At 40.3% G+C, this 20,394-nt stretch carries 23 protein-coding genes; 15 read left to right on the forward strand and 8 right to left on the reverse strand.

The window, feature by feature from the left end; genetic code table 11:
• Positions 1-25: 25 nt before the first annotated feature.
• Genes FAZ15_RS08555 through purE form a run of 4 tightly spaced genes read left to right on the forward strand, consistent with a single transcriptional unit; the run spans position 26 to position 2,779 of the window.
• On the forward strand, positions 26-616 hold the full coding sequence (locus FAZ15_RS08555) for an NADH-quinone oxidoreductase subunit A (protein ID WP_136900897.1): 591 nt from the start codon (positions 26-28) through the stop codon (positions 614-616).
• 3 nt (positions 617-619) lie between these two features.
• Entirely contained in the window at positions 620-1,120 is a 501-nt protein-coding gene (locus FAZ15_RS08560; protein ID WP_136900898.1) for an NADH-quinone oxidoreductase subunit B, read from the forward strand.
• A gap of 11 nt (positions 1,121-1,131) precedes the next feature.
• A complete protein-coding gene (locus tag FAZ15_RS08565) occupies positions 1,132-2,274 on the forward strand; it encodes a 5-(carboxyamino)imidazole ribonucleotide synthase (RefSeq protein WP_136900899.1) in 1,143 nt (380 codons plus the stop codon).
• Position 2,275: 1 nt separating this feature from the next.
• Positions 2,276-2,779 carry a 5-(carboxyamino)imidazole ribonucleotide mutase gene (gene purE, locus FAZ15_RS08570; protein ID WP_136900900.1) on the forward strand — a complete coding sequence of 168 codons (504 nt, stop codon included), beginning with the start codon at positions 2,276-2,278 and terminating at the stop codon, positions 2,777-2,779.
• Positions 2,780-2,808: 29 nt separating this feature from the next.
• On the opposite strand, the gene FAZ15_RS08575 is transcribed toward purE, so the two are convergent.
• From FAZ15_RS08575 to bshA, 4 genes are all read right to left on the reverse strand, one after another.
• Complete coding sequence (locus tag FAZ15_RS08575; protein WP_136900901.1) at positions 2,809-3,792, reverse strand: sugar phosphate isomerase/epimerase family protein; 984 nt, start codon at positions 3,790-3,792, stop codon at positions 2,809-2,811.
• A 145-nt stretch (positions 3,793-3,937) separates the two neighbouring features.
• Complete coding sequence (gene frr, locus FAZ15_RS08580; RefSeq protein ID WP_136900902.1) at positions 3,938-4,501, reverse strand: ribosome recycling factor; 564 nt, start codon at positions 4,499-4,501, stop codon at positions 3,938-3,940.
• Positions 4,502-4,520: 19 nt separating this feature from the next.
• Positions 4,521-5,225: a UMP kinase gene (pyrH, locus tag FAZ15_RS08585; RefSeq protein ID WP_136901208.1), complete on the reverse strand. Its 705-nt coding sequence runs from the start codon at positions 5,223-5,225 to the stop codon at positions 4,521-4,523.
• Positions 5,226-5,297: 72 nt separating this feature from the next.
• Complete coding sequence (bshA, locus tag FAZ15_RS08590) at positions 5,298-6,440, reverse strand: N-acetyl-alpha-D-glucosaminyl L-malate synthase BshA (protein WP_136900903.1); 1,143 nt, start codon at positions 6,438-6,440, stop codon at positions 5,298-5,300.
• 184 nt (positions 6,441-6,624) lie between these two features.
• On the opposite strand from bshA, the gene FAZ15_RS08595 reads away from it, so the two are divergent.
• Positions 6,625-7,323, forward strand: coding sequence for a type 1 glutamine amidotransferase (locus FAZ15_RS08595; protein WP_136900904.1), 699 nt, complete (start codon positions 6,625-6,627; stop codon positions 7,321-7,323).
• 42 nt (positions 7,324-7,365) lie between these two features.
• On the opposite strand, the gene FAZ15_RS08600 is transcribed toward FAZ15_RS08595, so the two are convergent.
• From FAZ15_RS08600 to FAZ15_RS08610, 3 genes are read right to left on the reverse strand one after another with little or no spacing between them, the layout of a single operon-like run.
• Complete coding sequence (locus FAZ15_RS08600) at positions 7,366-9,096, reverse strand: HEPN domain-containing protein (protein ID WP_136900905.1); 1,731 nt, start codon at positions 9,094-9,096, stop codon at positions 7,366-7,368.
• A gap of 22 nt (positions 9,097-9,118) precedes the next feature.
• Complete coding sequence (locus FAZ15_RS08605; protein ID WP_136900906.1) at positions 9,119-9,718, reverse strand: hypothetical protein; 600 nt, start codon at positions 9,716-9,718, stop codon at positions 9,119-9,121.
• Between the two features lie 11 nt (positions 9,719-9,729).
• Positions 9,730-10,290 (reverse strand): protein kinase family protein, encoded by a 561-nt coding sequence (locus FAZ15_RS08610; protein ID WP_136900907.1) that lies wholly within the window; start codon positions 10,288-10,290, stop codon positions 9,730-9,732.
• 103 nt (positions 10,291-10,393) lie between these two features.
• Between FAZ15_RS08610 and FAZ15_RS08615 the strand changes: the two genes are divergently transcribed.
• From FAZ15_RS08615 to FAZ15_RS22465, 5 genes are all read left to right on the forward strand, one after another.
• Positions 10,394-10,786, forward strand: coding sequence for a hypothetical protein (locus tag FAZ15_RS08615; protein WP_136900908.1), 393 nt, complete (start codon positions 10,394-10,396; stop codon positions 10,784-10,786).
• Between the two features lie 489 nt (positions 10,787-11,275).
• Positions 11,276-12,949: a hypothetical protein gene (locus FAZ15_RS08620; RefSeq protein ID WP_136900909.1), complete on the forward strand. Its 1,674-nt coding sequence runs from the start codon at positions 11,276-11,278 to the stop codon at positions 12,947-12,949.
• 27 nt (positions 12,950-12,976) lie between these two features.
• Positions 12,977-13,690 (forward strand): hypothetical protein, encoded by a 714-nt coding sequence (locus FAZ15_RS08625; RefSeq protein ID WP_136900910.1) that lies wholly within the window; start codon positions 12,977-12,979, stop codon positions 13,688-13,690.
• A gap of 30 nt (positions 13,691-13,720) precedes the next feature.
• Complete coding sequence (locus tag FAZ15_RS08630; protein WP_136900911.1) at positions 13,721-14,440, forward strand: hypothetical protein; 720 nt, start codon at positions 13,721-13,723, stop codon at positions 14,438-14,440.
• 104 nt (positions 14,441-14,544) lie between these two features.
• Complete coding sequence (locus FAZ15_RS22465; protein ID WP_238387202.1) at positions 14,545-14,682, forward strand: hypothetical protein; 138 nt, start codon at positions 14,545-14,547, stop codon at positions 14,680-14,682.
• 61 nt (positions 14,683-14,743) lie between these two features.
• Here FAZ15_RS22465 and FAZ15_RS08635 read toward each other — a convergent pair whose 3' ends face one another.
• A complete protein-coding gene (locus FAZ15_RS08635) occupies positions 14,744-15,361 on the reverse strand; it encodes a hypothetical protein (protein ID WP_136900912.1) in 618 nt (205 codons plus the stop codon).
• A 217-nt stretch (positions 15,362-15,578) separates the two neighbouring features.
• On the opposite strand from FAZ15_RS08635, the gene FAZ15_RS08640 reads away from it, so the two are divergent.
• The 5 genes from FAZ15_RS08640 (at position 15,579) to FAZ15_RS08660 (ending at position 20,186) form a co-directional block, all read left to right on the forward strand.
• Positions 15,579-16,058, forward strand: a complete 480-nt coding sequence (locus FAZ15_RS08640) for a hypothetical protein (RefSeq protein ID WP_136900913.1) — start codon at positions 15,579-15,581, stop codon at positions 16,056-16,058.
• Positions 16,059-16,116: 58 nt separating this feature from the next.
• Complete coding sequence (arfB, locus tag FAZ15_RS08645) at positions 16,117-16,521, forward strand: alternative ribosome rescue aminoacyl-tRNA hydrolase ArfB (RefSeq protein ID WP_136900914.1); 405 nt, start codon at positions 16,117-16,119, stop codon at positions 16,519-16,521.
• Positions 16,522-16,708: 187 nt separating this feature from the next.
• Positions 16,709-17,077, forward strand: a complete 369-nt coding sequence (locus tag FAZ15_RS08650; RefSeq protein WP_136819573.1) for a BlaI/MecI/CopY family transcriptional regulator — start codon at positions 16,709-16,711, stop codon at positions 17,075-17,077.
• Positions 17,078-17,104: 27 nt separating this feature from the next.
• Complete coding sequence (locus FAZ15_RS08655) at positions 17,105-19,135, forward strand: M56 family metallopeptidase (RefSeq protein WP_136900915.1); 2,031 nt, start codon at positions 17,105-17,107, stop codon at positions 19,133-19,135.
• Between the two features lie 184 nt (positions 19,136-19,319).
• Positions 19,320-20,186, forward strand: a complete 867-nt coding sequence (locus FAZ15_RS08660) for a hypothetical protein (protein WP_136900916.1) — start codon at positions 19,320-19,322, stop codon at positions 20,184-20,186.
• Positions 20,187-20,394: the final 208 nt, after the last annotated feature.

Here is a 20,394-nt window from a genome sequence, read left to right on the forward strand (position 1 = left end):
TTGTTTTTTGTTATTTTTGCATGGTATGGACGATCATCCCGGGCAGTTATCTGAATATGGTTCTATTCTTCTCATGGGAATAGTAGGGGTCATATTGGTGTGTGCAACCATCGGACTAGCAAAATTCATATCGCCTAAACATCCTAATCCCATCAAACAAAGTACTTACGAATGTGGTGAAGAAACAGTAGGAACTTCATGGGTTCAATTTAATCCACGTTTTTATGTTATAGCACTTATATTCCTACTATTTGATGTTGAATTGATATTTGTATTTCCTTGGGCTACGGTCTTCGGTAACCGTGATCTCATAGCAGCAGATTCAAGATGGGGCTGGTTTACATTGATTGAAATGGCTATTTTCTTAGGTATTTTAATCATTGGTTTGGTATACGTATGGCGTCGGGGCGATTTGAACTGGATTAAGCCTATTCATCAAAAGCCGACTACAGATGTAAAAATCCCGTTTTCAGTCTACGATACCCTGAACAATCGGGAATATCAGATTAAAGATTATAGGGCGACAGTAGCCACAACAGAGTCGGAATCAGAACAGAAATCTGCCGACACGCCGAAGACTTCAGTAGGATTTAAACCACGATTTAAAAAAACGTAAGCTATGGGTGCACAGCAAGAACAGAATAATGGTGTCGTCGTTGCGAAACTTGACGACTTATTAAACTGGGCACGACTTTCCTCGATGTGGCCCGTGAGTTTTGGTATTGCCTGTTGTGCGATAGAAATGATGGGGGCAATGGCTGCTACCTATGACTTGGATAGATTAGGGGTGTTTCCTCGACCCTCACCACGACAGGCTGACGTCATGATCATAGCAGGAACGGTTACCTTTAAAATGGCCGAACGTATAAAACGATTATACGAACAGATGCCGGAACCACGTTACGTAATTTCTATGGGTTCTTGTTCGAATTGCGGAGGGCCTTACTGGCAGCATGGTTACCATGTGGTTAAGGGAGTGGATCGGATTATACCGGTGGATATCTATGTTCAAGGCTGCCCACCTAGACCGGAAGCGCTGATCGGTGCGTTTTTAGAATTGCAAAAGAAAATAGAAACAGAACATATTCTTCAGGAAAAGTATTTCGAAGAAAAGGTTTAAGATAAAATAGTATGGCAAAAGATTTTTACGGAGAGTTGCAATTAGGTATCCTTGGAGGAGGGCAGTTGGGACGTATGCTGATCCAGGAAGCTATTAATTACAATGTGAATGTACATGTACTGGATCCAGATAAGAATGCTCCATGTCGTAAATTATGTAATCAATTTGAATGTGGATCGTTGAGCGATTACCAAACCGTTTACAGATTCGGAAAGGGATTGGATATGATCACTATCGAGATTGAAAAAGTAAATGTAGATGCACTGGAAAAATTGGAAGAGGAGGGGGTTCTCGTTTATCCGCAATCTCGTGTTATTCGCCTGATTCAGGATAAAGGGATGCAAAAACAGTTTTTCAAGCAAAATAATATTCCTACTTCGCCCTTTCAGTTGATTTCAAATAAAGAGGCGTTAGGTAACACCCAATTTCAATTTCCCTTTATCCAAAAATTAAGAAAAGACGGATATGATGGAAAGGGGGTGAAGAAAATACTATCGGTAGATGATCTTGATAATGCTTTTGAGGAACCTTCCATAATTGAGGAAATCGTGGATTTTGAGAAAGAGATTGCAGTTATCGTAGCGCGTAACGATAGAGGAGACGTCAGTACATTTCCCATGGTCGAAATGGAGTTTAATCCACAGGCTAATCTGGTTGAATTTTTGATTTCGCCATCGACTTATAGCTTTGAAATTCAACAGCAGGCTGAAGATATTGCAAAAAAATTAGCTAATGATCTGCAGATTGTAGGTTTGTTAGCCGTAGAAATGTTCTTGACAAAAACAGGAGAAATTCTGGTGAATGAGCTGGCGCCACGTCCCCATAATTCAGGGCACCAGACTATAGAAGGAAATTTTACTTCTCAGTTTGGTCAACATCTTCGGGCCATCTTCAATCTTCCGTTAGGTAATACCGCTGCACGTACAAATGCAGTCATGATCAATTTGCTTGGCGAAGATAAGTATGAAGGCTTAGCTGTATACGAAGGTGTAGAAGAAGTACTAGCTATGGATGGGGTATATGTACATCTGTATGGTAAAAAGTATACCAAGCCATTTCGTAAGATGGGACACGTTTGTATTGTGAGTGATGACCGCGAAATGGCTATAGTAAATGCACGTAAAGTTCAGGAAATATTAAAAGTAATCGCATAAGATGAGCGCAAATATACAAGTAGGAATTATTATGGGAAGTAAGTCTGATCTTCCTATTATGCAGGATGCTGTAAATATATTAAAAGAACTTGGAGTAGGTTTTGAAGTAACGATTGTTTCGGCACACCGTACACCACAGCGGATGTTTGACTATGCTGAACAAGCTGCGGACAGAGGTTTAAAAGTGATCATTGCAGGAGCGGGAGGGGCTGCACATTTACCAGGTATGGTGGCATCAATCACCCACTTACCTGTGATCGGTGTACCCGTCAAATCTTCTAATTCCATAGATGGTTGGGATTCTGTCTTATCGATACTACAGATGCCAAACGGTATCCCTGTTGCAACGGTAGCACTTAATGCTGCAAAAAATGCGGGAATTCTGGCGGCTCAGATTATCGGAACAAACGACGACCAAATCGCAAAGAATGTATTGGCTTTCAAGAGAGACTTAAAAGAGGCAGTTGAGAAAACGGCATCTGAGGTCGAACAAATGAAATTTTAAATAGAAAAGGAGCTACCAAAGCTCCTTTTCTATTTTGTTAAGAATTTTTGTACGTATTCGTAGCTCTTCTTTATACTTTCAAATTTATTGGGAATATAAATTTCATCTTGCTCTACAAAGGCGAATTGTAGTCCGGATTGATTAGCACTACGCACTATATTCGGGTAGTCAATAGCTCCGGTTCCCACTTCGGTATAGCGTACATGTGCTTGTGTTAAACTATCAAGAGGCAGCTTATCAAATTTTTCTCCGACAACTTCATGTGCATAATTTTTGTCAATGTCTTTTATATGCCATAACGGGAAACGACCCGGATATTTTTCGAAATAGCTTTGCGCACTGACACCAGCTTTTTCAATCCAAAATATATCCAATTCAAAGTCTACCAAATCAGGCTCTGTAAATGCAATCAAGATGTCCAAACCTTTTGTGCCATTGGCAAAATTCCTGAATTCCCAGAAATGATTGTGATACCCCATTTTGATGCCCGCTTTTTTGGACATCTCACCCGCTTTATTTAATTGCTCGGCCGCATATTGATAATCGGATACCGATAGGTTATTCAGGTCATCCATCGGCGTTACAGGTGCGATGATATATTTCTGTCCGAGCTCGTGTGCGATTTCAATATATTTTTCGATACTCTCTTTGTCGTCGCGTTTTTTATCCAGGTATCTCGATAAATCGTAATGTCCGCTATATGATTTGAGGTTGTTGTCTTCTAAAACCTTTTTTAGATCGGTGATAGGCAAGCCCCAAAAGCTATTTGTAGCTACGTCTACACCATATGTTTCGACATGTTTGTAGCCTATCTTTGCAACAGTTTTCAATACAAGTTTGGGATCTTCTTCAATAAGATCCTGTAGGGTAAATAACTGTAACCCGATATTGTGAAAGGGGGAGTCGCCAGTTTTGCCCTGATTGGTACAAGCAGACAATAGCTGTGTACCTATGAAAGCTGAAGTCAATCCTATTCCCGTTTTTTTTATAAAATCTCTTCTTGATTTGTCCATATGTATATAATCTGGTTGCAGCTACTGCTCTTCTTGCGATAGATATGAAGAAGGCGAGTTACAAAGATTAAAATTATAAAAAAAATGCTACAAAAAAAGGGATTCTCGAAAGAACCCCTTTTTTATCATTATAAAAAATTTCGACTTAGACCGTCATGATATCTTTTTCTTTCAATTCAGCTAGTTGATCTACTTTTGCAATGTAGACATCAGTCAATTTTTGAACTTCACCTTCTCCTACTTTAATCTCATCTTCTGAAGCACCGTCATTTTTTAGTTTTTTGATGGATTCGTTGGCATCTTTACGGATGTTACGTACAGCTACCCGACCTTTTTCAGCTTCTTCTTTTGCTTTTTTTACAAGGTCACGCCTTCTCTCTTCCGTCAATGGAGGTACAACCAAACGTATTACAGAACCATCGTTTTGCGGATTGAGACCAATGTTAGAATCAATAATGGCTTTTTCGATCGCACCCATGATCGTCTTTTCCCAAGGTTGGATGACCAATGTACGTGCATCGGTTGTATTAATATTTGCAACTTGAGAAAGTGGGGTGGGTGAACCGTAATAATCTACACTAATACCATCTAACATAGAAGGTGTAGCTTTTCCTGCGCGGATTTTTGTAAGTTCTGATTCGGTATGTGTTACTGCTTTAAGCATGCTTTCTTTGCAGTCGTCCAATTCTAGTGATATCAGTTCGTTCATATCTTTGAGTATTTATTCGTTAGCTAACTATAGTTCCAATGGCTTCGCCAGAAGCTAATTTTTTCAAATTTCCTGGTTTATTCATGTCAAATACAATAATAGGAAGATTGTTTTCCTGGCACAAAGTAAATGCAGTCATATCCATTACATTAAGCCCTTTTTCGTACACCTCAGTGAATGAGATTGTATCAAAGCGTTTGGCATTCGGATCTTTTTCTGGATCTGCAGTATAGATGCCATCTACGCGCGTTCCTTTCAATACTGCATCCGCATTGATCTCGATAGCGCGCAGAGAAGCTGCCGTATCTGTTGTGAAATAGGGGTTTCCTGTTCCGGCACCAAATATGACCACTCTACCCTTTTCTAAATGTCGAACAGCTCTTCTACGGATGAACGGTTCACAAATTTGTTCCATTTTGATGGCCGTTAACAAACGCGTTTTTAATCCTACTTTTTCTAACGCATCCTGAAGCGCCATGCTATTGATAACCGTTGCAAGCATTCCCATGTAATCTGCTTGTACACGATCCATGCCTGATTTTTCTGCACTTAAACCGCGATAGATATTACCTCCACCAATGACGATGGCGATCTCTAATCCCTGATCGTGAATTTCTTTAATATCGCGAGCGTATTGTGCGACTCTGTTGATGTCAATGCCATAGCTTTGCTCCCCCATAAGAGCTTCACCGCTGAGTTTAAGTAGGATACGTTTATATTTCATGTGTGTTCTTTTTTGGAATCTTTCCAAAAGCCAAAGATATGATTTTTTTTTATCCCTTGGGATAACGGGGTGTTATTTGTTGCTGTTTTTTACGCTTTCTATGGTCTGTTGATAATAGTTTTCATAATTAGGAAGGATTTTACTGATCTCAAAATCTTTAGCGCGGTTGAATGCTGCCGCCTTGAATTCAGCTAATCGTTCACAGTTTTCAAGGATGTATGTGGCATTTTTTGCCATTTCATCTACATTTCTAACATCGCTCAAAAAGCCGGTTACACCCTGTACATTCAATTCCGGTAATCCCCCGGCATTGGAAGAAATGACAGGAACACTGCAGGCCATAGCTTCCAAAGCCGCAAGACCAAAGCTTTCAGAACCGGATGGAATCAAGAACAGATCCGAAACAGAAAGGATCTCTTCAATGGCGTCCTGTTTTCCTAAAAAGCGTACGCTGTTTGCAATACCCAACTGTCGAGATAGTTCTTCTGCATTGCTCCGCTCGGGGCCGTCTCCCACCATAAGTAACTTGCTGGGAATTTTTTGATTGACCAGATGGAATATGCGTATCACGTCGTCTGTGTTTTTAACCTGTCGAAAATTAGACGTATGTACTAAAATGCGTTCGTCATCGGGCGCAATAGCCCTTTTAAAATGTTCCCGTTTTTTATTGTAAAAGCGGTTAAGATCAATGAAGTTGGGTATGACCTGGATAGGTCTTGTGATGTCAAAGAAAGATAATGTCTCTTCCCTAAGGCTTTCCGAGACTGTTGTGACTCCATCAGATTCATTGATTGAGAAGGTGACGACAGGTTTAAAGCTTTTGTCTCTACCGACAAGGGTAATATCTGTTCCGTGTAAGGTCGTTACGACGGGAATATCTATACCGTATGTTTTTAAAATTTGTTTCGCCAAATAGGCGGCAGAAGCGTGAGGAATGGCATAGTGGACGTGTAAGATATCTAATTTTTCAAAACGTACCACATCCACCAATTTACTTGCTAAAGCGGACTCGTAGGGCGGAAAGTCGAACAAAGGATATTGGGAAACGGCGACTTCGTGGTAATATAAGTTTTCGGAAAAGAAATCCAACCGTGCTGGTTGGCTATACGTGATAAAGTGTATCTGATGTCCGTTGGATGCCAGTGCTTTGCCTAATTCGGTAGCGACTACACCACTACCGCCGAAAGTTGGATAGCAAACTATGCCTATTTTCATCTATATGTTTTTTGTTCTCTGATATAAAACTGGCACAAATTACGGATTATTTACCCAACAGTATGTCAAACGAATTGCCATAATTTTGCAAAATTTTACGCGTACCGTATTCACATATCGATGTTAATCGTATTGCATATTGACGTAACTTTATCTAAGTTTGGGTGAAGATAAAACACAATAGATGAACGTACATTACTTACAGCATGTGTCTTTTGAAGGATTGGGCTATATAGAAACATGGTTAAAAGAAAGCGAGTGTACCGTTTCATCAACTCGTTTTTATGAAACGGGTTACGATTTACCCGCTGTAGAGGCAATAGATGTGTTAATTATTATGGGCGGGCCTATGGGGGTGTACGATGTTGGTCAATATCCTTGGTTGCTTGAGGAAAAGCAGTTTATTACGGATTGCATTGAATCAGGAAAGAAAGTATTGGGAATCTGTTTAGGCGCGCAATTGTTAGCGGATAATCTTGGAGCTAAAGTCTACCGAGCACCGCATAGGGAAATCGGTTGGTTTCCTGTGAAACCAACCGAAGAAGGCAAACAGCTTGCTTGGTTTTATGATCTGTTTAGGGGTCAACCAACGGTTTTTCATTGGCATGGCGACCAGTTTGAAATTCCTCACGGTAGTCTTAACCTACTTTCGTCGGAAGCGAATAACAATCAGGCATTTTCATACGGTGATCATGTCATCGGTTTGCAATTTCATTTGGAAGTAACCCGGGATACGCTAAGCGACATGTTGGAAAATGGTGCTTCGGAATTGACCGAGGCACCTTATGTCCAGAAGGCAGCAGAAATAACAGCTTTTGAAACAAATATAGCTCGTTGCAATGCGATGATGGCTATAATTCTAGAAAGCTGGCTCGATAGATAACATTTCTTCTTTGTTTTCTTTAGTCATTAATTACTGAGTTTATCAAGCGCAAAGTATTTCCGTTGTCTCTGGCTGTTGCTTACTTTCGGAATGTTCTATGTTATTGGTTTCTTCGGCGAAGTGTATCTCTACTGCACTGTGGGCAATCTCAATAAACTGCTTTACCCGTTCTGCCAAAGCCTCTAAATGCTGTCCCTGTGTGCGGTAATTGGGAGCGTGTCGGAACTGCTGTTGGGCGTCGACTAAGAGTTTGAAAATAGCAGATTGGCCGGGGTGATCCAACACGAATACAGATGTGGCTTTGGGGCAGACCAAGTTACAGAGTTGCATTAAATAGTTCAAATTAGTGCTCTGTGGCTGAAACTGCCAAAAGACCCTCATTAGGCCGAGGCAGGCTTGTTCAAGAGCGAGTGCTAGGCCGTAGCAAGCAACCTCTTCGGACCCAAAATACAGATCTTCGGTATGAGCGTGATAAAGGTGTTCAGCATTTCGGTGTGTTTTCATCCACAAAATTTTCTGCTGGTTCAGATTTTTAGGTGCTATTTGCAGATTATCAGGCAATGTGATATTATGTTGTTGATCTTCATGCCAAAGGTCGCTCTGTTGTAGTAGAGTGGTATAAAAGGTGTTTGATTTATCACACTGCTTTTGAAAGTGTTCGTGCTCAAAGACTAGAACGGTGATGCGTATATATTCCGGCAGGAGTTGCTCAACCGCGTTTTGTAAGTTCTGTAGTGGTGTTTTAATTTGATTTTCGGAATAAACTGTAAACAGGTAGTAGTGGTGTATCACTTGATGATCTTGTTGATCGTCAATTAGGTTAATGTATTGATCAGACTGTTGGCGATGTCCGAAGCAAGCTACGACAGTGGGCGTACAGTAGGTTTCAATCGCATTGAGGATTAAATCTCGATGGTCGGTGTTGATGATTGTTTTCATTTCTATTTTGTTTATCGGGTTAATGAATAGTTGATGTTTGGGGCTGAGCTTTTCCTTGATTTCCTGAAGAAGAAAAGAACTGTAGTCGGTGAGCCATGTAAGCATCGTACCTGTGAGCTGATACGCGGATTCTAAGTGTTTCCTTTTTATTTTAAAATCTTGGTCGTATCGAACGGAGGAATACGCCTTATCTAGCTTATCGATGATATGGCTTTGCTCAGGGGCACGAAAGAGGTTTCCGAGCTGAGTACTGTATTTTGCCAAATAATTTTGATGCGTCTTGAGGCAATGCGTCCTTCTCTCGTCTCCCACCAAAAGGTGTTCTGCAGCCCGATAAGCCAACTCTACGACTTGATGTAGCATAAAAGCTGCATGCTGAAAATTTGCGTTATTCAGATAAAAACTATACCCCTCCAAAAAGGCGGATATCTTTTTTATCTCCTTTTGGAGATACTGCTCGTTTATCGCTAAAACATTTCCAACATCCAGATCGGGGATCTTGATCTTTTCATGTGCCTTGGGGTGTTCATAGACAAGATTTTCGGGTTGACAGATTAGTGTCGCTCTTCCTAGCCCCTGCTTAATTTTTTTTTGTATCTCATGTGGGTAGCAGACTACGTAATCTATACTGTCATATTCTTTGACCACTGTGCCCATATAGATATTTGCATCGGTAAATGTTTGCCCACCGCCTTTATGCATCAGGATTTGAAGCATATATCTTGCTTGATCTTCCCATCCGAAAGTCCACAGGAATATCTGGTCGATTAGGTATGTACTTGTGAGCCGGAAGATGATATCGTCCAAGTCGGTTTGTTCTAGCTTTTTCATCATTTAATTTTATATAATCGATTTCTTATTCGGCCCTATTTGTGTTGACGGGCTTTATATAGACCGGAAGTTCTAACTCCAAAATCAGTCCTTCCTCTTGATATATTTGATGTAAAGAATTTACTAATGCCATCGTATAGTTGTAAAGGATAAGAGCGTCATCATTCATCCTATGATGATAATTCTTGAGTCCAAGAGAAGCATTTGATACCAGATCGTCTATTTCGTTTCTCCAACCTTTTAATGACTGATATCCGAAGAAAAGAAACAAAGCTTCGCTGATATTGTAAATCGTCCCGCGTTTCAAGATGCTATACATTTCTTTTATATTGTCTATGTGAGGACTGTAATTTGCATTATTTTTGATATCGGCTTCGATATATAAAATGTAAGCAACTTCAATTTGCTTTTTTAGTCGATTTCCAACAAGCTGATATTCAAATCCATTACGGCGTAGTCGACCATCTATCCCACCTAACAGCAGTAGCTCCACCTGTGTTCTAAAATCTTGAAAATCAGTTTTATCTTCATATAGATCTTTAAGGACAATCAAAGGTTGTTTTCTTTCCTTTTTATTGAGATGTCTAAGATGTTTCCTGCTAATTTTTTTATTGCTTGTTTTCATTTAGCCGCCATTTATTTTGATATATAATGTTGTATTCCTCCTTTGTTGTGGATATGTAGTAATGCTTGGGGTAGTTTTACCAAAAGATCCCGGATAGCGATATATTCCACGTTGAAATCGAGTATGGCCTCCTCAGTATCGGTAATGTCTCTTGCCAATAATAAGTTGTCAGTCACCTCGTACCAATCCTTCAATGATTTGTACCCGCAGAAATCACTTAGCAGCTTTGTAGGGAGGATGATTTGATCTTCTATTTCAGCTTCGAAAGTCTCTTTGCCCAAATGCTGGAATAACTTATCCTTCGAGGTCGGGTCTATCTGGCACTTCTCTATTATAACAAATGCAATTTCAATCATCTGCTTCATCTGCATGAAAATGAAACCGTAATTATAATCCAGTGCGATACGCATGGGAGGGTATAGCGAACTATTGATTAGGTAATTGAAATTACTGGACCAATTGAGGCCCCATTGGTGTACGATTTCGCTAAGGAAACTGTCCGGATTTTTTATATGCTCCTTGCTTAAATACCGAAAATGTTTCGCTTTTAATTTCTTTTGTGTATTTTTCATGCTTGTAAGTTTGAATAATAGTTTTAAAAATAATTATCTTCCATAGCGCTAATTTAAGAACTATTTTTCATCAAAACAAAAATTTTGAATATAATTTTCGTTTATGAGTTCTGTTTTGAAGAGAATTAAAGTGATTTCAGATCACGAAGGTATCAGTGTAACCGCACTTGAAGCTGCAATAGGCGCCAGTAAGGGTGTTTTTTCACGTGCGTTGGCAAACGGAACAGATATACAAAGTAAATGGTTGGTTAAATTAATTGAAAATTATCCCCAATATTCTTCTGAATGGTTATTGTCAGGCAAAGGAGAGATGTTGTGTGAGGCGGCAACTACAGCTCGAGACAAGACCGATCATTATGAAGAAAGTGCCGAAAGTCACGCGGTTATCAATGCTCTTAAAATGGTAATCTCTACACAGGAGAAAACTATTCAATCCCTAGAGAAACAGGTTGGTTTATTAGAATCAGAAGTGCAGAAGTTTAAGGAGAAAAAATAGATATGCCCTCCCATAACAGCTTTTAGTCTGTTTGGTGAGGGGCTTTCCTCTCTTTTTGTGCACGGTTTCAATAGTTTATTAGCTCCCCCGCTCCGTAAACGTAGTTGTGTTGTGTCCTAACTGTCTCTTTTTTAACTTTAATGCCTTTTCCGTTGGAACATCAAGTGTCTGACATTGAGCACAGATACGTTGATTTAAACAGTCAACCTTTTAACCTAACGTCAGAAATTATACGGATAACTGACAAATATTTCTTCATCTTGTCTTATTTGCCACTGAGACAGACTTCTGTGTTTAGTCGTAAAATAAGAAAGAAGAAAAAAAATAATTTTCCATTAGTGACTTTTGTTCTTTCGTTCGTATTATTAATAATACGAACGGTGAGATAAATGATGCCGGTAGTTGATCTTGCCAAATTTATTTGGTGGGAAATCACGGCGGGATTGATGATGGGGGTATTTCTTATTGAAATATTTATTAACTGAAATTATGAAGTATATATTAATTTTTACAGCACTATTATTTTTGTTTTCCTGTAAGCGGGATCTTTTTACAAGAAATAATCCACAAAATCTTCCTCCGGGAAAAGTTCTTAGTATCAACGAAGCGCAAAGATTTTTAAAAAAATCATTGAAGACCACATTTTCTCAGCGTATAGTCAAGATTGCGTCTTCAAATCCGGTGGATCTATCCGATATCACGGATAATATGGCGGATTCAGTTTATGCAAAATTTTATTGGGACTATGCCGTCGAAGAACATATGATAGATGGGTATCCCGCCATACTGGTTCCTATGATAATGCGTGAAGAAATAAACTCATCTGTAATGGAAGATATGTCTCCCAAAGGATATCGAGTAGCTGTTTTTCAGCATACCTATGAAAAAGACGGTATTCTGATCAGTTTCCGGGATTACCATCCGGACGAGCAGTTGGTTATGGCCCGGATGGTCGATCGGGAAATACCGGTCTATCCAAGTAACTTTATCCAATTCTACGATGTGTTGGGCGACGATTTTAGTGGACATATTTTATATCTTAATAATAATCTCAGCCCTACCCGCCTTGCAGAGGTCGTAGACAATGTGATCACAGAATATCTGAATATTCCCTTTACGGATACCACGGACGAAAATCCGTTGATTTTGTATCCTTATGAGGATATTTTTGAAGGTACAGATAAACAATGCAAAATACAGATAGTTTACCCGGATTTTGAAATATCGTACAGTACCCAGCGATATAGCAGTTCCGGGGCAGTAGGCCAAATAGGATCTAATCTGACCGGATTTGCCATTTACGGTATGGATATTGGTCTGATGACTATTGCTAACTATACCACTATCTGGAATACAGAGACCTTTAACACAGGTGGTTGCTCGAGCGGATCCGGCGGAGGTGGCTTTAGTAATGGAGTGGCTGTAAGCAGTAGCGGGGCCGGGCCCGGGCCGGGCGACCCCATTAACCGGGATGACTGCCTGACAAAGGGCCGGTTGGCTGTTGCGATGCGTGATAAGCTAAAACTTGATTCGGTCAATAATGCGGTAGGTGCAGATGGTAAAGCTGTGGAGGCAGGGTATAACGTGACGATAAAAGACATTTATAAACGCGATGAGACTACAATATCTCCGATTTACAACAATAATGATCCAACGAACGTCAACGTGCCTTTTAGCTGGAACGCAGTGCAGGGGTATACGATCCATGCTACGCATAGTCATCCTGGAGGTATGCCTCACTCAATTCGGGACATATTTGTGATTGGATTTGAAGCACATATGGTAGCAACTCACCCACATTCAGTCGAACTGCAAAAGATTATTTTTCAGGAAAGCTACACCGATGTAGTTGAAATTGGTAATAATGAATTTTATGCAATTACGATCTCAGATATCAATAAACTGATTAACAAGACATTCGGAATCTCGACCAGTAGCTATTTAACCAATCTACAGGCATCGTTGACAAGTTATCAAGAATATTTAAACGGGGAACTGGAGACCGCCGAGCATAGACTAACATTTTTGCTTGACCATTTTGGAGACGCCATTACATTATATAAAGGCGAACGGGACGAACATGGCTATGTCCAGACGTTTGATAAATTAAACCTTACAGCAGATAAGAATGTCTCTTCCGAGGAAGTGGACTGTGAATCCTAACATTAAAAGAATATAAATTACATCAAGATGAAAAGAAATATTATCACCCTATTATTCCTATCGCTATTGGTGTCCGGAAAGGCACAGGTCCCACAGCTAGAAGATTTTCTCCATTTGTATAAGCCCGATCCCGATGGTTTCCTGACCGGTTTTGTTCCGCAAGGCTTTGTCAAGATCGACCACATACAGGCACTCGGCGTAATTGATGCATTTTTTATGGAAAAATCGGGACGTAATGCAATCCCCGGTTATACTACACCTAATGTGAATTACTATCAGCGGGGCAATATTGTCATGTCCTGCGGTGTCTTTAATGACTCGATTAAATGGCATATCCAGCAGGATATACTACCCCAAGAGCCAGAAGGGCTACCGGACGACCCGATGCAGCCTGTCGTTGTAAAGCCTGCAAAGCGTTATAAGAATCCCTACCATAGATTTGACGGCGTTTATATGGTGGAAACGTATCTGGTGGATGCCTTTGCACTGCTGAATCTTGAAGGAAAGCTGTGGCCGGGTATGGCAAGTGAGACACGTACAAACAGTAGCCTGCAGGTTGCCTATGCCTATCCGACTGTCAGCCCGATGTGGATGTATCCTGTATTATTGGCCTTTGATAAGGATTACCGTTATAAAATCGAGGTCCGTATATTTACGGTTAATGCGCACCGTCAGGAAGCTGTCGACGTGCTGAAATGGATCGCAGAACATATGGAGATCTCTGAAAACGCGCCGATTTAGAGCTGTTTGTATAAATGCCATGTTTTTGCGATGAAAAGAAATATTATCCTACTACTATCCCTGCTGCTATCTGTGTCCGGAAAGACACAGGTCCCACAGCTAGAAGATTTTCTCCATTTGTACATGCCCGATCCCGATGGTTTCCTGACCGGTTTTGTTCCGCAGGGCTTTGTCAAGATCGATCATATACAGGCGTTGAACGTAATCAATGCATTTTTTATTGAGAATCTGGGAGGGGAACCAAACCCAGGCTATACCACGCCCAATGTTAACCATTATCAGCGCGGTAACATTGTCATGTCCTGCGGTGTCTTCAATGACTCGATCAAATGGCATATCCAGCAAGATATCTTACTCCAAGAGCCAGAAGGGCCGCCGGGCGACCCGATGCAGCCTGTCGTTGTAAAACCTGCAAAGCGTTATAAGAATCCCTACCATAGATTTGACGGCGTTTATATGGTGGAAGCGTATCTGCTGGATGCCTTTGAACTGCTGGATCTGGAAGGAAAGCTGTGGCCGGGTTTTGCAAGCGAGACACGCACGAATAATACCCTGGAAGTCGCCTATGCCTATCCCACAACTACAGTCGGCCCGATGTGGATGTATCCCGTATTGCTGGCCTTTGATAAGGATTACCGTTATCAGATCGAGGTCCGTATATTTGCGGTCAAGGCGCACCGTCAGGAAGCTGTCGACGTGCTGAAATGGATCGCAGAACATATGGAGATCTCCGAAAATGTGCCGATTTAGGATTATCTTTTAATGACCGGATTAATTTGTCATCATTTGTAAAGATTGCACTTGGTATCCGAAGCAAATTTATATCGATTATCATTCATAAGAAAATTATGACGATGTTCAATTCAGCTCATCCCGGAGAATTAATTAGGGAAACTACCGATGGTATTATCGAAGAAACGGGTAAAAAATTAAGTGTGGAAGAAGTCGCAACGTGTTGGAACGCTTCCTTAATCGTAAAAAGGAACCGGTAAGCAAAAAGAAAGACAGAATCGACTATACCCCGGTTCCTGTTGGTGGCTATTCCTTAATTGTTTATACCACATGGCAGCGTATCACGTCACCGTAATTAGGCGTAGGATCAGTGCCTAAATAAGTAACCCTAAATTCGTATTCTTGAAGGCGTTCCAAGTCTTTGATCAGGATGCTGGGCTTACCTGTGAGAGTTTCTATCCAGTCGCTTTCTATCCCTGTTTTTCGGTATTCGAACCGATAAAAACGTGCTGGGCTCCAGGGTTTGACACGCATGTTAACCGTGCATAACCCTGTTTGTGGTATCTCTACCCTAAAATCTGTCGGTTTGGGCGAGCGCGTTGCGGTGTTGCGTGAGGTTTTGCTTGGGATAAAACCTGCCGCTAGTATGATTGCAGCATTTCCCTGAGCAATGGTCTGAACATACAATGAAAGATTGTAGAGTAGTTTTTTCAATTTGTCCATTTGCTCGTTTTTCAATTCCACTTGCCGCATATCCCGAAAGGCCGCTTCGGTTAGACTGATGCGGTACGCCTGTATCCCAGCTGCAAGTTCTGATAATGTTGGGATTGGATCGGGGAATAGGTCCACGTTTTCAGTGGTCTTTGTTAGTACATTTTCAGCATACTGCATAAGCGTTGCTGCAGTTCTTGTTTTGGATGATAGTACTGGTTTTGCCATAATTTCAATTTTTTAATAAATGATGGCTCAAATATAAGAACGGTGCTATTTGAAAGTAGGGGTGTAATTCGGCCAAACTTTCCGCAAGGGGCATGTTTTTTTTGCCGAAATATACACCTTCGAGATGTGAAAAGTTTAAAAATGTGTATTTTTTGTCGATTCAGGAAGGTTTTTTGATGTAAGTGTGTACTTACCGTTTGGCATTGACATTGTCTCAATGTCGATGCCGTTTTTCTTATTGTCAATGCGAGATGTCTTTCCGGCACTGCCTTTTATCTCGCTGATGGTGCCATTTGTTTTGTTGTCGATGCCAAAAGTGTTCCCGACACTGCCTTTTATCGCGCTGACGATGTCGTTTGTTTTGTTGTCGATGCCAGATGTCTTTCCGGCACTGCCTTTTATCTCGCTGACGATGCCGTTTGTTTTGTTGTCAATGCCAGATGTCTTTCCGACGCTGCCTTTTATCGCGCTGACGATGTCGTTTGTTTTGTTGTCAATGCCAGATGTCTTTCCGACACTGCCTTTTATCGCGCTAATGATGTCATTTGTTTTGTCGTCAATGCCGAGCAGCTTTTTGACAATGTTAAATATCTTGTTGGAGGCGCGATCTGTCCTGCCGTCGGAGGCGGATGTCGCGCTAAAGGAGTTGGTTGGCCAATTCAGGGGTATAGGGGTAAACGGTTTAAGAATTTACTGACCATAGCATCTTTGGAGATTGGGGTTCCGAGCCTGAAAAGTTTTCCTAAATTTGCGGTATGATACACAAGGATGGATTGGTTTCGGAATTAACCTTCAAAACTTCCCGCTCGAGCGGGCCTGGAGGGCAGAACGTGAACAAGGTCGAGTCTAAGGTCACTGCGCTCTGGTCTGTGGATGGATCTAAATTGTTGACCGATGTACAAAAGTCGATTGTGAAGCAACGATTGTCCAGCCGGATAAATGTATTGGGAATACTCGCTGTGGAATCGTCAGAGAGTAGAAGCCAACTTGAGAATAAAGAGCTCGCTGTTGAAAAACTGATGAGGTTAGTTAAGGATGTACTCAAGCCAATAAAGAAACGTGTGCCAACTAAAATGTCTAAAGCCAAGATATTGGAGCGGTTAGATCGTAAAAAAAGGCAGGCAACCAAGAAGAAAGATAGAAGATGGCGACTGGAGTGACGCACATAATGAGGTTTTTATAGTGTGTATTAATGATTGAAGGAATTTATCTTATTTATTTTCAGTTAGATAACCATCTATTCTGAAAATAAACTAAAAAAATAGTTGTGTAACTAAATTTTTAGTTTTAACTTCGTTTATGTAATCGATTATAGGCAATATTGTCTAACATGTAATAAACAGAGTTATGCACGAAATTAAAGAACTAACAAAAGCCGAGGAGCAGATTATGCACGAGCTTTGGGAAATGGGAGGGGGCTTCGTTAAGGAAGTCATCGAACGTTTACCGGAACCCAAGCCGGCTTATAATACTGTATCTACTATAGTACGTATTCTAGAGACCAAGGGTTTCGTAGAACATCAAGCATTCGGGAAAAGCCATCGTTATGTCCCGAAAATACACAAAGAGGAATATAAAAAATTGATAACGGATAAACTGCTGAACAATTATTTTGATAATTCACCCAAGCGTATGCTGTCTTTTTTCTTAGAAGACAATAAGTTGGATGTCAAAGAATTGGATGATATCCTTGCGATTTTAAAAAAGCATAAATAGGTTAACCACCTTATAAACTTTAACATTATGGTGTATTTAATTTTAGTTAACATCTCATTGATTGTCTGCTATACGTTATATAGCTTGTTCTTCAAAAAACTTACTTTTTTCCAGTGGAATAGGTGCTATTTGCTGGGAGCATTGATTATTTCTTTGCTTATACCTATAGGTTTATTTGTCGATATGTCGTCCAATAGTATGTTAGAGCAGACGCTTCCAACCATTGATCTGCATATGATGATGGATGTCGATGTCATGACGTTTGGAGTGCAGGAAAGTAATTATTATTTAATGGATTTTCTTGCACCCCTGTATGGCTTAGGTGTCCTTGCATTCGGATTCTCGCTGTTGCATCGGCTATACCGACTCCGGTCGATCATGCGAAGCGAACAGGAGTGGCTGAGCTTTTCCTTTTTTAATAAGATTTTCCTGGGAAGGCACCTGACAGATAACTCGACGGTTCTCTCGCATGAGCAGGTTCACGTGAAACAGGGGCATACCTACGATATTGTATTGGTAGAGTTGGTGAGACTGTTCAATTGGTTCAATCCCGTTTTGTATTTCTACCAAAAAGAATTAAAATTCCAGCACGAGTGTATTGCGGATGAAATCTGTTCGGAGGATAAGGTGGCTTATGCCGAACTATTAGTGGCTCATGCGATGAATGTAGATCAGCTGCATCTAACGAATGAGTTTTCCAATCATTCATTTTTAAAGAAAAGAATCATGATGTTATTTAAGAATAAATCAAAAACGAAACATAAATACCTGTATCTATCTGTGCTGCCTGTTATTTTGGTAGTATTGGGATCGACGTTGATCTTCAACACTTCGAAAGCCAAAAATATCGTAGCTGAATTTGAAAACAAGGTGGCGGATGTGGCGGTACCTTTGTTACCTGGTGGCGAGGGGCAGCCATCTGAAGCATTTGGTGAATCGAAAAACCCAGCGGAGATACAGGGGCCTCGGGAGGAGGAGTCGATTATACAGCAACTGACAAACGAAGTATTAATACAGGAAGATACTGTAGGAAACGAGATATTCACCGCTGTTGAGGTAACGCCCGAGCCTCCGGGTGGAATGGCTGCATTTCGAAAATGGATAGCAGATAATTATAGGTATCCTCAAGCAGCTATAGATGCTGAAGCAAAGGGAACTATTCAGATTTCATTTATTGTAGAAAAAGATGGAATCCTTTCTAATCTAAAGATCGTTAGAGATCTTTCCCATGGGACGGGAGAGGCAGCAGTAGAAATGCTGAAAAAATCTGAAAAATGGAGTCCAGGTATCCAAAATGGGCGTAAAGTTCGTGTAGCTTTTACGCTTCCGATCCGACTGGATTTAACGCATATGGGATCCGCTCAGGAGGATGTTAAACCGGATGTGCTGGCTGAACCTGAGCTGGGAAGAGCAAAATTTATGGAATGGTTTGCACAGGAATATCAACTGCCAAGAGCGATTACCTCAGCAGATAAAGATCCCTATATGTATGTGCGTTTTGTCGTAAATAAGGAAGGTAAACCGGATCAATTCTCATCCCGGGCAGACGAGCTTGAACAGAGTTTTTTTAATGAAGCGGTACGTATCATCTCTAAAAGTAAGTGGAAGCCCGCACTTAAAGACGGACAACCGATTGATTCCCGAACAGCGGTAGGAGTTAAATTTGATCGAGACGGTAAGATTATTAAGAATCATACCCGGGTAGAGGTAATGCCTGAACCTCGAGGTGGAATGGCAGCTTTTCAGAAAAATATCAGCGAATGGTTAATTTATCCTAAAGAAATGATTTCAAAAAAGGAAGGTGGAAAAGTAGATGTATATTTTGAAATCGCTAAAGATGGTACGCCTTCAAATTTTAAAATTCTGGAAGAACCGTATCCAGGTGTAGGAAAGAACCTTGTAGAGATTATCCAAAAATATGGAAAATGGGCCCCGGGTATTCTTGATGGAAAAGGTGTGGTTACGCAATATTCTGTTTCCGCTGATCTGACTTTTATGCTCGGAGGCGGGGTCATAGAAGTGAAGGGATTAAAAGGCGGTAATTTTATTAAATCTTAAGAGGAATAATATTGTTTGGAGAGTATTTCCCAAACCTCGATGAAGGATCTAAATGCTGGAGTAAATCAATGGCTTTAGATCCTTCACTTCGTTCAGGATGACAATTTAAAATATCATTCTTCGATACATCTCATAACAAAATCTCGAGTTAAGTCTTATTAAGACCTTCTTTCAAAAAATAAGAATGCGAAAACTAGCTTTTCTTTTAATCATAGCAGCGTTATCCGGATGTAAATCTTATGATTTCGTAAAGAATGGATATATTGTAAAAGGCGACGATCAATTTGTAAGTCTCGACCGAAAACTTACTGTTAATGTAGGAGCTGATTTTATGGTAGATAAGGTCTGGCAGCACAACAAGCCTCCGGTGAATACAGCCAAACTATCGCGTGAATCTCGAAAAATTCTAAAAAGCTTAGGCTATAGCAGTAAGGCTTATTCTACTTTATTCAGTAGTAGAATTGACAATGAAAATGCCAAGTATGACCTGCTGGCCATGATTAATAATCATGGGATACAAAAATCGGGTAAAGACGATTTACTGGACCTCAGTAGGCTGGCGCGAATGAAAACACGGGCAGGCGGTAGATGGTTTTACGAAACTTTAACGCTAAATCAAGCAAGGGTGTATCATGCCGTCATCCCCGTGTCGGATGAGCTATGGTCTGAACGATACTTAAGTATGATATATGTCTTACCAAAAAGCAGGGATTCCAATCTTCAGGATATAGAAAGTATCGTTGCAGAAAATGCATTTTTGCAGTATTCTTCGTCCTTCTTTCCAATGAAAACAGTATTAAGCTGTCCCAACGACGATGAAATGTTCTATTACGAGTATGAAATCCCAAAGCTCATTTCGAACAGAAATGAATACATGATATTGAGAGTTTCAAGTGGCTCAACGGAAGATGAAAAATTGATATATTACACCGTAATAAATCCCGGTCTTCGTCTAGGAGCCTTCAAAATATGTAGGGGAAACTATACCTTAACCTATACTACACTTCAGGGAAAGGAGATCTGGAGCTCGGAAATAGTCGTCGAAAATTAACTATACAATACTTTTTTTGAGTTTAATAGGGTTATTTTGGTTCAAATCGTGTTTTTTTTGATGTTATATTTTATATATCTATGAAATGTTGTTTTTTTTACGCTTAAAGTGTTTGTTTTTTTTTGTTTTTTTATTAAAAATGTAATAAAATTATAATTTTTATATTGATTTGTTAACAATTATTCTTTAATTTTAAGAGAAATTAAAC

The sequence above is a fragment of the Sphingobacterium olei genome, from assembly GCF_005048855.1.
Classification (GTDB): domain Bacteria; phylum Bacteroidota; class Bacteroidia; order Sphingobacteriales; family Sphingobacteriaceae; genus Sphingobacterium; species Sphingobacterium olei.